Origin of the sequence: Gluconacetobacter takamatsuzukensis (assembly GCF_014174275.1) — a bacterium.
GTDB lineage: Bacteria > Pseudomonadota > Alphaproteobacteria > Acetobacterales > Acetobacteraceae > Gluconacetobacter > Gluconacetobacter takamatsuzukensis.
In genome coordinates, this window is sequence record NZ_JABEQK010000006.1 from 148,097 (window position 1) to 162,796 (window position 14,700).

A 14,700-nucleotide genomic window follows, 5' to 3' on the forward strand; every position below is an offset into this window, starting at 1 on the left:
ACCACGCGTTCAATATACTGAACGATATGGAGGCGGCAATGGTGACGCTCAAAGACTCGACCCTGCTGCGATCGGACTGCCTGATCGACGGAAAATGGGTGGCTGCGCCTGGGCGCAGTACGCCGGTCACTGATCCGGCAACCGGCCGGATCGTCGGCCAGGTGCCCGATCTGGGCGCGGCCGAGGCCGAAACCGCCATCGCCGCCGCCGCGCGCGCCCTGCCCGCCTGGTCGGCCCGCACCGCGAAGGATCGCGGCGCCATCATGCGCCGCTGGTTCGACCTGGTGGTGGCGAACGCCGACGACCTTGCGGCGCTGATGACGGCCGAACAGGGCAAGCCGCTGGCCGAGGCGAAGGGCGAGGTCATCTATGCCGCCTCGTTCCTCGAATGGTTCGCCGAGGAAGCCAAGCGCATCTATGGCGAGACGATTCCCGCCCCCACCGCCGACAAGCGCCTGCTGGTCATCAAGCAGCCGGTCGGCGTCTGCGCCGCGATCACGCCGTGGAACTTCCCCGCCGCCATGATCACCCGCAAGGCCGCCCCCGCTCTGGCCGCCGGCTGCACCATGATCGTCAAGCCCGCCGAACAGACCCCGCTGACCGCGCTGGCCCTGGCCGTGCTGGCCGAGCGCGCGGGCGTCCCGGCCGGCGTGCTCCAGGTCGTCACCGGCGACGCGCGGGCCATCGGCGGGGTGCTGACCGGGTCGGACGTGGTGCGCAAACTGTCCTTCACCGGCTCGACCGAGGTCGGGCGCATCCTCATGAGCCAGTGCGCCCCCACGATCAAGAAACTCAGCCTGGAACTGGGCGGCAACGCCCCCTTCATCGTCTTCGACGACGCGGATCTCGACGCGGCGATCGCGGGCGCCCTGGCCTCCAAATACCGCAATGCCGGCCAGACCTGCGTCTGCGCCAACCGGCTCTACATCCAGGCCGGCATCTACGACGCCTTCGCCGCCCGCCTGGCCGAGGCGGTGCGCGCCATGAAGATCGGCCAGGGCACCGAGCCCGGGGTAACGGTCGGCCCCCTGATCGACGGCGATGCGGTCAGGAAGGTCGAATCCCACGTCGCCGATGCGCTGGCCCACGGCGCCACCCTGGTCATGGGCGGCAGGCAGCCCCCGGCCGGCGGCAATTTCTACGAACCGACGATCCTCACCGGCGTCACCCAGAAGATGAAGGTCGCGCGCGAGGAAACATTCGGCCCCGTCGCCCCCCTGTTCCGCTTCGAGACCGAGGAGGAGGTGATCGCCATGGCCAACGACACCGAATTCGGCCTGGCGGCCTATTTCTATACCGAGAATGTCCGCCGCGTCTGGCGCGTGGCCGAGGCACTGGAATACGGCATGGTCGGTCACAATACCGGCCTGATCTCCAACGAGGTCGCCCCCTTCGGCGGCGTCAAGCAGTCCGGCCTGGGCCGCGAGGGCTCCCGCCACGGAATCGAGGAATATCTGGAAATCAAATATCTCTGCTCCGCCATCGGCTGACCCGCCCCACGCGGAAACCCGGCCGGGCGGCTCGACACCCGCTCGGCCTCATCCCCTCCGGGCCACCCGGCCCGGAACCGGCATCAGGCCGGCCCGCTCTCGGGTATCGCCAGCGCACCCGATTCATCCGCCTCCAGCACGTTGACGCACAGCCGCCGCGCATAGGCCGCCGAACCGACCGTATCGGGCACGCGGCCCAGCAGCTTCATCTCGTCGACATACTGCGCCACCTGCACCCGCAGATCGTGCCCCACGGGGCTGATGCCCAGGCTCTCGTGCCGCAGCATGGCCAGCACCTCCCCGGCATCCATGCCCCCGGCCGCCTCGGCCATCAGGCCGGCCGCCTGGTCGGGATGCGCCTTGATCCAGTCCGACGCGGCGCGCAGCGCCATCACCAGCGACGCCGCCGCCACGGGGTCGGAACGCAGCAGGCTGTCCGACAGGCCCAGGGCCAGGTTGGTCCGCTCGCCATAATGGCCGGTCGTGCTGTTCTCCAGTTCGAAGAAGAGCGGGTCCGGCAGATGCAGCCATTGCCACGCCAGCGGGTCGTGGGCCGCCACGGCGTCGATCTCGCCCGCCCGCGCGGCCTGCTCCACCTGCGCCGGCGCCAGCGTCACCCAATGCACCGCGCCTTCGGGGTCGATCCCCTTGCGCCGCATCATGACCGAGAAGAACAGCCGGTCGGCCATGTCCTGGTCCGTCACGGCGATTCGCATCCCCGCGACCGTCTCCAGGCGCGAGCCCTTGACCCCACGCCGCACCAACAGGCGGAACCCGCCCGATTGCAGGCCGCTGGCCAGATGCACCGGGATCGGGCCAAGCCGGTAGCGGTCCAGCCAGGTCAGCAGCGGCGCCGCCGCCCCCACGGCCCGTCCCTCCACCACGTCGGCAATGGTGGTGCGGCCGGTGCGCGGCCCGTCCACCAGGGCCACGTCCAGATTATACGTGCCGAAGAACCGGGCCTGCGCGACGGCAAGCAACAGACGATTCGACGATGGCCACGACAGCACCAGCCGCCGCGCCCGGCCATCCGGCACGATCCTGTGCCGAATCACGGGCTGGGGGGCCCGATCGTGCCGCATCACGGCGGTCACCGCCGCCGCCGCCCCCACGGCGCCGCCGGCGGCCACCAGCAGGCGGCGCCGCGTCAGGCCGCGCAGGAACGAACCGGCCTTCTGATTCATCCGTGTTTCCGGCCCCTTCAGCCCCGATCCGGCGCCATGCAGATCATGGCGCATCAGGCTTCTTCGCATGGTTGGGGGCCCCTGTCCTAGCCGTCAAAAAAAAACGCGGCAGGGGGTTTACCTCCGTCCCGAACCTCCGCTATACGGTGCCCCGGCGCTGATCCCGAATAGCTCAGTTGGTAGAGCAAGCGACTGTTAATCGCTGGGTCGTAGGTTCGAGTCCTACTTCGGGAGCCAACCTTTTCCTGACTTTTCAGAAGTTTGAAAAAAGGTTGCTCCGCACGCCCCTCCCGCCCAGGCGGTCGAGATCCCGATTTCCACCCTCCCATCTTCCCGGTCCGCCACGCCGGCCCCATGCCGTCCATACGCCCACCGGGCCGTCTCGCGGCAAAGGCACGAATGCTGCTTCGGCGCGGACCGCACACAACGCCCTATCGCGTTGTTTTGACGAGCATCTCCCCCATTCAGAGAATTCCATCCAGATGGAATCCGTTCTAGACCCAATAAAACCGATCCACTCCGAAGCGGCGCCTGAAAATTGTTGACCTTTCTCAATCGACCATGACTGAATCCTGTCGAAACGGCACCGGAATTATCAAGTAATTGTGGAACCTCCTCCCGATACACCATCGAGTATTATGAATATGCATTAATTTTATTACAAGAAAGACTTTGCTTGTGCAGAAGCGAGCAAGATGTCAGAGTATCCGCATCGGGTTATACCTAGTGAATTTTCTTTCCTTCCCTCTCGGAGTATCTCTTTGATGGTCGCATCGCCGAATGCGCGCCCCCGCGCATATCTGTCCACAAAGATCATAATGATATGCGGTCTGTCTTTCGTCATCATCCAGCTCGTGGCCGTTGCCCTGTCCAGCCGGCTGATGAAGGCCCAGGTCGAGAAGAACATCTATTCCGAGGCGATTTCGAACAGCCAGATCCTGGCCCAGAAGATCACCCTGGCACTGACCGCGCAGAACACCGTCGTCCGCGGCATTCAAAGCACGATCGAAACCGCGCACCGGACGGGCGTGCTCACCAAGCAGTTCATCGTCGACCTTCTGTATGAAGACATGCAGCGGTTCCCGGACATTTACGGCATGGACTTCAAGGAAATCCCGCACGGCTTCGACGGAACCCAGGTTCCCGGCGGCCCCGGCACCAACAGCCACGGCATCTTCTTCCCGTACGTGGTGCGCGACGCCAGCGGCAAGGTGACCATCAACACGCCACCCGAACATTACAGCGACGTCTATCGAAACATCATCAAGACCGGCGACCTCGACGGGCTCGAACCCTATATCGATGCAGATACCAAGGTCCCGATGGTCTCCCCCACCTATCCCATCACCTTCGACGGCAAGAGAATCGCGGTCATCGGCGCCGACGTCCCCCTCGGCTGGCTGGCACCTCTGCTCAAGAACGTGCCGATCGCCGAGGGCTCGACCATCTCCCTCCTGTCCGACCAGGGATTCTGGATCGTCAATCCCAACCCCGCCCTGGTGATGAAGCACTATGCCGACACACCCAACGCGGAGGTCGAAAAGGCCATTGCGGAGCACAAGCTTTCCATCGTCCGCAATTTCAACAACGGCACGGTGGACCGCATCATCGTTCCGCTCAAGATCGACAATTTCAACATGTACTGGACCCTGATCGTCGATGTCCCCTCCGAGGCCATCACGAAGCCGGTCTGGGACAACATCATCTCCCTCGTCATTCCGGGCGTGACGCTGATCATCCTGTCGGTCGGGCTGATGTGGTTCATCTTCAACAAGCTGCTCAGCACGCCGCTGCGCAACCTGCTGCAATCCGTCTCGGCGCTGGAACACGGCGATTACGATGTCAGGGTCTACGGCGTGCGCCGGTCCGATGAAATCGGCGCCACGGCCCGAGGGCTGGAGAATTTCCGCGGCTCCCTTCTCAAGGCCCGGCAGGCCGACGCCGAAGCCGAGCAGGAACGCCGCGAAAACGAGGCCCAGCAGGCCCGGCGCCGGCAGGAAGACGCCCAGCGGCTCAAGGACGTCAACAGGGTCATCGAAACCATCGGCGCGGCACTCAACGCCCTGTCGACCGGCGACCTCTCGTCGCAGATCCAGCAGCCCCTGCCGCCGGAATTCGAACCGCTGCGGAACAATTTCAACCGCTCCATCCAGCAGCTCGCCACGGCCATCACCGGCATTTCCACCGCCGTCGACACGATCCGCAAAGGCAGCCAGGCCGTCTCCACCGGCGCCGAGGAACTCGCCGAACGGACCGAGCAGCAGGCCGCCGCCCTCGAGGAAACGACCGCCGCGATCAATCAGATCACACGCAACGTTTCCCATTCCGAGGACGTCATCAACAACACCCAGGCCATCGGGCTCGAGGCCTGCGGCTCGGCCGAATCGTCGTCCGAAATCATGAGCCGCACCCGCCAGGCCATGCAGCGGATCGAAACCAGCTCGGCCCAGGTCGTCGCCATCGTGGAAGTCATCGAGGGCGTCGCGTTCCAGACCAACGTCCTGGCCCTCAATGCCAGCATCGAGGCCGCGCGCGCCGGCGACGCCGGCAAGGGCTTCGCCGTCGTGGCCAACGAAGTCCGCGTCCTCGCCCAGCGCTGCACCGACGCCGCCAAGGACATCAGCACCCTGGTCAGCAAGACGGTCGAGGAAATCCACACCGGCGCCACCTGCGTGCGCGATACCGAGAAAGCCCTGCAAAGCATCTCCGGGCTCGTCTCGACGATGGGCGAAAAGCTGAACGTCATCGTCCATAGCGCGCGCGACCAGGGCAGCAGCCTGAAAGAAGTCAGCGCCGCGGTGAACGTCATGGATCAGAGCACCCAGAAAAACGCCTCGATCGCCGACAATTCACGCTCGTCGGCCCGCAGCCTGGCCGGGGAGACGCAGAAGCTCACCCAGCTCGTCTCGCACTTCACGCTGCCCGGCTCCGCGCCGGCCACCAGCCGGGGGCTGGTCCGCCACAGCCGCTGAACCGGCTTCCCCGATCGGGCCTGTCGCCCGATCGGGGGATACCCCAAGGGGGCTCAGTTCCCCCGCTGCTCCGCCAGCATCCGCGCCGCCAGGCCGCCCAGCACGGTTGCCATGATCCAGCGCTGGGCCATGGCGAAACCCGGGTTCGCTTCGATGAATTTCGCCATGCTGCCGGCGGAAAGCGCGATGGCGGCATTCACCAGCACACTGATGACGATCTGCATGGTCCCCAGGATCAGGATCTGGGCCAGCATCGACGTGCCCGGCACGGTAAACTGCGGCAGCAGCGACAGATACATCACGGCGATCTTGGGATTCAGCAGGTTGGTCATGAACCCCATGACAAACAGCCGGCGATTGCCGTCGGCCGCCAGCCTGCGCACCTGGAACGGCGAACGCCCACCCGGCCGGATCGCCTGCCACGCCAGGTAAAGCAGATACGCAGCCCCGCCCACCCGCAGCGCGTCATAGGCATACGGCACCGCCATCACCAGCGCGGTAATCCCGAACGCCGCGCACAGCATGTAAAAGACAAATCCAAGGGCCACCCCGCCCAGCGAGACCAGCCCCGCACGCGGCCCCTGGCAGATGGAGCGGGAAATCAGGTAGATCATGTTCGGGCCGGGCGTCAGCGCCATGCCCAGCGCGACCAGCGCAAACGCGGCAAGATGGGTAACGGGCAAGATCATTGTCTCTTTCCTATGCTGTGCTCTATTCCAGATCCTTCGCAAGGCGGGTCCAATCCCCCGGCGATCCGGACAGGCCGGGCAACAAGGCGGCGCGGATATCGCTCCCATTGCCATCCTGCCCCTGAAATCGGAGAATCACCATGGCCGACCCCACCGACTACACGCCGCCGAAAATCTGGACATGGAATCGATCGGGCGGCGGCCAGTTCGCCAGCATCAACCGCCCCATCGCGGGGCCGACGCATGACAAGGCGCTGCCTGTCGGCCGCCATCCGCTCCAGCTCTATTCGCTCGCCACCCCCAACGGCGTGAAGGTCACGATCATGCTGGAGGAATTGCTGGCAGCCGGCCACGCAGGGGCCGAATACGATGCGTGGCTGATCAATATCGGCGCCGGCGACCAGTTCGGCAGCGGCTTCGTCGCCGTCAATCCCAACTCCAAGATCCCCGCCATGGTCGATCACAGCGAGCCCGAACCGGTCCGGATATTCGAATCCGGCTCCATCCTGCTCTACCTGGCCGAGAAATTCGGCGCCTTCCTGCCGCAGGACCGCGCCGGCCGCACCGAATGCCTCAACTGGCTGTTCTGGCAGGTCGGCAGCGCCCCCTATCTCGGCGGCGGGTTCGGGCATTTCTACGCCTATGCCCCGCACAAGATCGAATATGCGATCGACCGCTTCGCGATGGAGGCCAAGCGCCAGCTCGACGTGCTGGACCGCCGGCTGGCGGAAAGCCCCTATATCGCGGGCGACACCTACACCATCGCTGACATGGCGATCTTCCCCTGGTATGGCGGCCTGGCCAAGGGCTGGCTCTACGGCACTGCCGCCGAATTCCTCGGCGTGCATGAGTACAAGCATCTCCAGGCCTGGGCCGACCGCCTGCTGGAACGCCCGGCCGTCCAGCGCGGCCGCATGGTCAACCGCATGAGCGGCGAACCGTCGGGCCAACTGCGCGAACGCCACGACGCAAGCGATTTCCAGACGAAGACCCAGGACAAGCTCGACCCGGCCGGATAGGCACCCCGCCCCTCCGCACCGCCGACCGGGTGCGAGAGGGGCCGTTCCCGACCATCACAAGAGACCTAGCCCACCGCCTCCAGCACCCGGGCCTCCACCGCACCCTCCGCGCGGATGCGCTGCGCATCCCGCGCCGGTGGGTTACCGAACATGCGCCGATATTCGCGGCTGAACTGCGACGGGCTGTCATAGCCCACCGCGAAGCCCACCTCGGCGGCATCCACCGCATTGCTCATCAACTGCCGCCGCGCCTCCTGCAGGCGCAGCCGGGTGCGATATTGCAGCGGACTCATCATGGTGGCGGCCCGGAAATGCCGATGAAAGGATGACGGGCTCATCCCCGCCAGCCGCGCGACATCCGCAATATCGAACGCCTGCGCATAATGGTCCCGGATCCAAGCAATGGCCCGGTTCAGATGCGACAGGTTGCTGCCGGCGGTGGCAATCTGGCGCAGCACGCTGCCCTGCGGCCCCTGCAACAGCCGGTAAAGCAGCTCGCGAACGGCCAGGCGCCGCAGGAAGACGATATCCTCAGGCGTATCCAGCAACCCCACCAGCCGCGTCACCGGGTCGAGGATATTCCGCGTCAGGGCACTCACCGTCAGGCAGCGCGGGCACTGGTGGGACGGATCTTCCGGCGCATCGCGCAGTTCCAGCAGCACATCCGCGATCTCGGCCGGGTCCAGCGTCAGGCACAGCGCCAGATACGGCGCCTCGGGGCTGGCATGGGTAATATGGCCGCTCACCGGCAGGTCGACCGCCGTCACCAGATATTTGCTGGCATCGTAATCGAAGACCTGGTCGCACAGCATGACCTGCTTGCTGCCCTGCACGATCACGCAGAAGCGCGGTTCGTACACCACACTCATCGGCGTAGTCGGCGCCTCGGCCCGAAACAGCAGCAGGCCCGGTATGGCGGTCCGCGTGGTGGGTTCCACGCAATGCCGTTCGATCGCATTCCGCAGCCGGTCGAGCAGAACCTGCATCCAACCCTCCGAAGCCAGAATTCATCCCGGCAGGCGGCGACGCCCCACCCGTTCCCCGCGATCATAGCGGATGCCCGATCCGATCACACCGCCTTTCCAGCCATTCGGCAGGATCATGCAATCATTTGATCGGATCATGCCATCGCCCCACCCCGTCCGACAGGGGATACGGAAAATCCCCATACCATACATAACGATAACACAAGACCGCCCACCATCGCAGCCCCTAAAAGAACGCCGCCAGCGCGAATCATGCAAGAACGAGAGCGGATCGCTCTACCGCCCCCACCGCCACAGGTTGCATGATCCGACCATACGGGCGCCTCAACGCATCTGTTCGGTTTCTCCCCGACATGACCGGCCACCTTCGGCAGGCCGCCCTCGCCATCGCCTCAATCCATCGCACAGAGAGACCCATGGGTATCGTCGCATTCGCGCTCCGACGGCCATACACGTTCCTCGTCACGGGCGTCCTGATCCTGCTCATGGGGGTCACGGCACTCTTTCGCACGCCCACCGACGTCTTTCCCGCCATCGACATCCCGGTGGTGACGGTCGTCTGGTACTATGACGGGCTGGACGCGGCCGAAACCGAAAAACGCCTCAGCACCTATACCGAGTTTTCCGAAAGCTTCTTCGTCAACAACCTGCGCACCATCGAAAGCCAGACCACGCCGGGCCTGGTGCTGCAGAAACTCTATTTCCAGCCCGGCGTGAATGTCGACCTCGCGGTGGCGCAGACCGTCTCGGCCACCAACTCGATCCGCGCCTTCCTGCCGCCGGGCGTCCAGCCGCCGATCATCATGCAGTACAGCGCCTCGTCCGTGCCGGTGCTGCAACTCTCGCTGTCCTCCGACAGGCTGACCGAGAGCGAACTGTACGATTACGGCGTCTATCGCGTACGCCAGCAGCTGGCCCCGATCCCCGGCACGATGCTGCCGCCCCCCTATGGCGGCAAGATCCGCCAGGTGATGGTGGATATCGACAGCACAAGGCTGGCCGGCCTGGGCCTGACGCCGCTCGACGTCTCCAACGCCATCAACGTGCAGAACCTGACTCTGCCCGCCGGCACGACGAAGTTCGGCCCGACCCAGTACGACCTGCGCATGAACGGCATGCCCGACGTGGCCGCGCAGCTGAACCAGGTACCGCTGAAGCGCGACCCGAAGACCGGCGCCATCGTGCGCATCGCCGACGTGGCCCAGGTCCGCGACGGCACGGCGGTCCAGCAGAACGTGGTGCGGCGCGAGGGGCAACGCTCGGTCCTGCTGTCGATCATGAAGGCCGGCAACGCCTCGACGCTCGACGTGGTCAACGCCATCCGCGACCAGGTGCTTCCCGTCACCCGCGCCGCCGCCCCACCGGGCATGAAGATCGACGAACTGTTCGACCAGTCCGTCTTCGTCAAGGCCGCCATCTCCGGCGTGGCGTCCGAAGCCGTGATCGCCGGCCTGCTGACGGCGGCGATGATCCTGGCCTTCCTGGCCAGCTGGCGCTCGACGCTGATCGTCGCGGCCTCGATCCCACTCGCCATCCTGTCCTCGATTGCCATCCTGTCGATGACGGGCCAGACCCTGAACCTGATGACGCTGGGCGGGCTGGCCCTGGCGGTCGGCATCCTGGTCGACGACGCCACGGTCACGATCGAGAACATCCACCGCATCCGCCACGACGGCACCGACCTGCGGCACGCGGTGCTGGACGGCGCCGCCGGCATCGCGCTGCCCACGCTGGTCTCCACGCTGGCAATCTCCTGCGTGTTCGTCTCGGTGGAATTTCTGACCGGCCCCTCGCGCTTCCTGTTCACGCCCATGGCGCTGGCGGTCGTCTACGCCATGCTCGCCTCCTACGCCATCAGCCGCACGCTGGTGCCGATCCTGGCCGCCCTGCTGCTGGGCGCGGAGGAAGAACAGGCCCGCCGGCGGCGCGATGCCGGCCTGCCCCCGGGCCGCATCGCCCGCTTCGGGCAGCGCTTCGACCATCATTTCGAACGTCTGCGCGGCCGCTACGTCGCCCTGCTGCACCGGCTGATCGCCAGTTCGTGGAAAGTGCCCGCGCTGGCAGGCGCGATGCTGGTGGCGGCCGGCCTCGTGGCCACCCAGGTCGGCCAGGATTTCTTCCCCGCCATCGATGCGGGCGAATTCCGCCTGCATGTCCGCGCCCCCGCCGGCACCCGCATCGAAAGCACCGAGAAGATCTTCGACCGCGTCGAGGACACGATCCGCCAGGTCGTGCCGGACAGCGAGCGCGACCTGGTGCTGGACAATATCGGCATCCCGTTCCGCTACAGCATGCCGTTCGACGACGGCACCACCATCGGCCCCAATGACGGGCAGATCATGGTGGCACTGAAGGAACATCATCACCCCACCGCCGACTATATCCGCACGCTGCGCACCGAACTGGCCCGACGCTTCCCCGACTGCGTGTTCTATTTCCAGCCGGCGGACATCGTCACCCAGATCCTGAATTTCGGCATCCCCGCCCAGGTCGATATCCGCATCGCCGGCTACGACCAGGCCAACAACCGCAAGGTCATGCGCGACATTCTCCATGAGGCCGCGCAGATCCCCGGCCTGGTGGACGTCCACCTGCACCAGCAGATCGCAGCCCCCGAACTGCTGATCGCCATCGACAGGGTCCGGGCCCAGGATCTGGGCCTGACGCTCAACGACGTGGCGCGCAACGTCATGGTGTCGCTGGCTTCGTCCAATACCGTCACCCCCAATTTCTGGGTCGATCCCGCCACCGGCATCCAGTATCCGCTGGCGGTGCAGACGCCGCAATATCGCGTCAACGGGCTGGGCGACCTGCTGGATACCGTCATCGCCCCGGCCAGGGGCGCCACCGGCGCGCCCTCCCTGCTCGGCAACGTGGCCACGATCTCGCGCGGCATGGCGCAGAACGTGATCTCGCACAGCAACATCCAGCCGGTCCTGGATATCGATGCCAGTGTCGAAGGCAGCGACCTGGGCAGCATCGCCCGCGCCATCGACCGGATCGTCGCCCGCCATCGCGGCCAGCTGTCGCCCGGCAACACCATCACGGTGCAGGGCCAGATCGACAGCATGCGCTCGGCCTTCGGCCGGCTGGGCATCGGGCTGATGGTGGCGGCGCTGGCCGTCTACCTGCTGATGGTCGTCAACTTCCAGTCCTTCATGGACCCGTTTGTGGTGGTGCTGGGCCTGCCGGGCGCGATGTGCGGCATCGTGTTCATGCTCTTCGTCACCGGCACGACCTTTTCCGTCCCCTCGCTGATGGGCGCGATCATGAGCGTCGGCGTCGCCAGCGCCAATTCGATCCTGCTCGTCGCCTTCGCCAAGGAACGCCGCGTCGACGGCCATTCGGCAGCCGAGGCCGCCATCGCCGCCGGTCAGGCCCGCCTGCGCCCGATCCTGATGACGTCGCTGGCGATGGTGATCGGCATGCTCCCCATGTCGCTGGGCCTGGGCGACGGCGGCGAACAGAACGCGCCGCTGGGCCGCGCCGTCATCGGCGGCCTGATGGTGGGAACCTGCGCCACGCTGTTCGTGGTGCCCTGGCTCTACAGCCGCCTGCGCCGGCGCGAGAGCCGTCTTCTCGAGGATTATCGCGATGTCTGATCTCTCTTCCCTCCCGCCACCGCGCAGCGGCCGCCCGGCCGGCGCCGCCCTCGGCCTCGGCCTGGCCGCCCTGCTCGCCTACGGCGCCGTGACGCATGTCGAGCGCGCCCGCGCCGTCCGGGCCCTGGCCGACACCCGCCACAACCAGGTACCCGAACTGCTGACGATGATCGTCCACACCGACACGGCACCGATCGCGCTGGACCTGCCGGGCGAAACCGCCCCGCTGGAAACGGCGGCAATCGGCGCCCGCGCCTCGGGCTATGTCGAAAAGCGGTTCGTCGATATCGGCACCCCGGTCAAAGCCGGGCAGGTGCTGGCCCTGATCCGCGCCCCGGAACTGGACCGGCAGGTCGCCCGCGCCCAGGCCGCGCTGGCCCAGGCCCAGGCCGATCTCGATCTGGCCCGCGTCACGGCACGGCGCTCGGCGGGGCTGGTCGGCGGCGGCGCCGTCAGCCGGCAGAATTTCGACGTCGACCGCATCACCCAGCAGGCGCGACTGGCCGAGCAGGAGGCCGCCCGCGCCGCCCTGGCCGACATCGCCCAACGCCAGGCCTACACGACCATCACCGCCCCGTTCGACGGCGTCGTGACCGCCCGCACGGTCGAGGCCGGCGACCTGGTCAATGCCGACAATGTCCAGGCCGCCCCCCTCTTCGTGGTGGCGCGCACCGACCGGCTGCGCGTGCGGGTACACGTGCCGCAGGACCAGACCACCGGCATCGCGGTCGGCACCCAGGCCACGCTCTCCCTGCCCGCACGGCCCGCCCAGCATTTCACCGGCACCGTCACCCGCACCGGCCACGCGCTGGAACGCGACAGTCGCATGCTGCCGGTGGAAATCGAACTGGACAATCCGGACGGCAGGCTGGCCGCCGGCCTCTACGCCACCATCCATTTCGACCTGCCGCGCACGGGCGGCGTCACGCTGATCCCCGCCGAGGCCCTGAACTACGAAGAAGACGGGCTCTCGGTCGCAACCGTCTCGCCCGACCACCACGTCACCATCCGCCCCGTCACGGTCGGGCGCGATTACGGCGACCGGATCGAAATCCTCGGCGGCCTGCCGGACGGCAGCCAGCTCGTCGTCCATCCGCCCTCCGCGCTGCATGACGGCAGCCCCGTCACGCCCCACCCCATGTCCGAGACCAGGGGAGCCTGACGGTGCGGCCCACCAGACCCCTTGCCCCACTGGCCGCCGGCCTCGCATTGCTGCTGTCCGGCTGCACCATGATCCCGGCCTGGCACCGCCCCGCCGCCCCCGTCGCCACCGCATGGCCCGGCGGCAACGAGGCCCCTGCCACCCTGCCCGACTGGCGGCATTTCTACCGCGACCCGGTGATGCAGCGACTGGTCGAACTGGCACTGGCGAACAACCGCGACCTGCGGATCGCCCAGCATCAGGTCGAGGCCGCCAGCGCCCAGTTCGACATCGAAAACGCATCCCTGTTCCCCACCCTCAACGGCGGGGCGATGGCGAGTGTCCAGAAGGAATATGCCAGGATCTGGAGCCTGTCGCAGACCGGCGGCCCGTTCTACATGCGCCAATACGCGGTGGGCTTCGGCGTCTCGGCCTACGAGGTCGATCTCTGGGGCCGCATCCGCAGCGCCTCGCAGGCCGCGTTCGACCGCTACATGGCCGACGCCCTGAACCGCGAGAACATGCAGCTGAGCCTGATCGCCGGCGTGGCGTCGGGCATGCTGACCTGGGTGGCGGACAACCAGGCAGTGCTGGTGACGCAGCAGGTTCTGGAAAGCCGCCAGCACACCTACGCCCTCGTCCAGCAGGCAGCCCAGACCGGCACGGTCACGGCGCTGGACGTCGCCCAGGCGGAATCCGCCCTGCACGATACCGAGACCAGCCTGCAAATCTACACCCGCCAGCGTGCCCAGGCCCTGGACCAGCTGACGCTGCTGGTCGGCACCCCGCTGGACGACACCACGATGCGATCCTTGCAGGCGCTGACATCGCTCGACGATATCACGGCTTTTCCCGATGTCCCGGCTGGCCTGCCATCGGACATGATCGCCCGCCGCCCCGACATCCTGTCGGCGGAAGACGTGCTGCGCGCGGCAAACGACGATATCGGCGCCGCCCGCGCCGAATTCTTCCCCAAGATCCAGATCACGGCGGCCAACGGCACCGCCAGCAACAACATCACCCGCCTGTTCCAGGGCGGCATGGGTGCCTGGAACGTCGCCCCGCAGATCACGGTGCCGCTCTTCGACGCCGGCCGCCTGACGGCACAGCTCCGCGTCGCGAAAGCCCACAGGAAGGAGGAAATCGCCCGCTACGAAAAGACGATCCAGACCGCCTTCCGCGAAGTCGCCGACGCCCTGGCCGGCCGCGACACCTATCTCAAACAGCGCCAGGCGCAGGACGCCCTGATCGCGTCCAACGACCGGCAATATCATCTGGCGATCACCCGTTTCCAGGCCGGCTACGACCCCTATCTGTCCACCCTGATCGCCCAGCGGGACCTCTATACGGCCCGCCTCGGCGGCATCACGACGCAGCTCCAGACCATGGCCAACAGCGTCACCCTCTACAAGGCGCTCGGCGGCGGATGGAACAGCACCATCCCCCCACGCCCCACCGCCTCCCCCGGCGGCCACATCCTGTAGGAGCCTGACCGGACATGCGCGCTGGTGGCGATCCGACGCGCGCTTCCTGTGCTCCGATGCTCACGGCCATACAGGCCGCTCCGCTTCGGTGCTCGGAAACACACGCCGGGCGCGCCCCTCCGGGGCGCTCTCG

9 protein-coding genes and 1 tRNA gene are annotated in these 14,700 nt (G+C 66.7%); 7 read left to right on the forward strand and 3 right to left on the reverse strand.

What is annotated here, in order from left to right; genetic code table 11:
• The first annotated feature begins 38 nt into the window (after nucleotides 1-38).
• Complete coding sequence (locus HLH27_RS09625) at nucleotides 39-1,490, forward strand: NAD-dependent succinate-semialdehyde dehydrogenase (protein WP_182949802.1); 1,452 nt, start codon at nucleotides 39-41, stop codon at nucleotides 1,488-1,490.
• Between the two features lie 83 nt (nucleotides 1,491-1,573).
• Here HLH27_RS09625 and HLH27_RS09630 read toward each other — a convergent pair whose 3' ends face one another.
• A complete protein-coding gene (locus HLH27_RS09630; RefSeq protein ID WP_246375697.1) occupies nucleotides 1,574-2,728 on the reverse strand; it encodes an ABC transporter substrate-binding protein in 1,155 nt (384 codons plus the stop codon).
• A gap of 107 nt (nucleotides 2,729-2,835) precedes the next feature.
• Here HLH27_RS09630 and HLH27_RS09635 point away from each other — a divergent pair.
• Together HLH27_RS09635 and HLH27_RS09640 are read left to right on the forward strand one after the other, a co-directional pair.
• A tRNA-Asn gene (locus HLH27_RS09635) sits at nucleotides 2,836-2,911 on the forward strand.
• 581 nt (nucleotides 2,912-3,492) lie between these two features.
• Nucleotides 3,493-5,646 carry a methyl-accepting chemotaxis protein gene (locus tag HLH27_RS09640; RefSeq protein WP_246375699.1) on the forward strand — a complete coding sequence of 718 codons (2,154 nt, stop codon included), beginning with the start codon at nucleotides 3,493-3,495 and terminating at the stop codon, nucleotides 5,644-5,646.
• A 53-nt stretch (nucleotides 5,647-5,699) separates the two neighbouring features.
• Here HLH27_RS09640 and HLH27_RS09645 read toward each other — a convergent pair whose 3' ends face one another.
• Nucleotides 5,700-6,335 (reverse strand): LysE family translocator, encoded by a 636-nt coding sequence (locus HLH27_RS09645; RefSeq protein WP_182949804.1) that lies wholly within the window; start codon nucleotides 6,333-6,335, stop codon nucleotides 5,700-5,702.
• 140 nt (nucleotides 6,336-6,475) lie between these two features.
• Here HLH27_RS09645 and yghU point away from each other — a divergent pair, with 140 nt between their 5' ends.
• The gene (gene yghU, locus HLH27_RS09650) at nucleotides 6,476-7,354 is read left to right on the forward strand and encodes a glutathione-dependent disulfide-bond oxidoreductase (protein ID WP_182949805.1); all 879 of its coding nucleotides are present in this window, start codon (nucleotides 6,476-6,478) and stop codon (nucleotides 7,352-7,354) included.
• A 65-nt stretch (nucleotides 7,355-7,419) separates the two neighbouring features.
• Here the strand turns inward: yghU and HLH27_RS09655 are convergent, their stop codons facing one another.
• Nucleotides 7,420-8,340 (reverse strand): AraC family transcriptional regulator, encoded by a 921-nt coding sequence (locus HLH27_RS09655; protein ID WP_182949806.1) that lies wholly within the window; start codon nucleotides 8,338-8,340, stop codon nucleotides 7,420-7,422.
• 416 nt (nucleotides 8,341-8,756) lie between these two features.
• Between HLH27_RS09655 and HLH27_RS09660 the strand changes: the two genes are divergently transcribed.
• The 3 genes from HLH27_RS09660 to HLH27_RS09670 are packed head-to-tail and all read left to right on the forward strand — an operon-like array spanning nucleotide 8,757 to nucleotide 14,567.
• Nucleotides 8,757-11,942 (forward strand): efflux RND transporter permease subunit, encoded by a 3,186-nt coding sequence (locus tag HLH27_RS09660; RefSeq protein ID WP_182949807.1) that lies wholly within the window; start codon nucleotides 8,757-8,759, stop codon nucleotides 11,940-11,942.
• Complete coding sequence (locus tag HLH27_RS09665; protein ID WP_182949808.1) at nucleotides 11,935-13,104, forward strand: efflux RND transporter periplasmic adaptor subunit; 1,170 nt, start codon at nucleotides 11,935-11,937, stop codon at nucleotides 13,102-13,104. Before HLH27_RS09660 ends, HLH27_RS09665 begins: the two co-directional genes overlap by 8 nt.
• 2 nt (nucleotides 13,105-13,106) lie before the next feature.
• Nucleotides 13,107-14,567, forward strand: a complete 1,461-nt coding sequence (locus tag HLH27_RS09670; RefSeq protein ID WP_338029878.1) for an efflux transporter outer membrane subunit — start codon at nucleotides 13,107-13,109, stop codon at nucleotides 14,565-14,567.
• The last annotated feature ends 133 nt before the right edge of the window (nucleotides 14,568-14,700 follow it).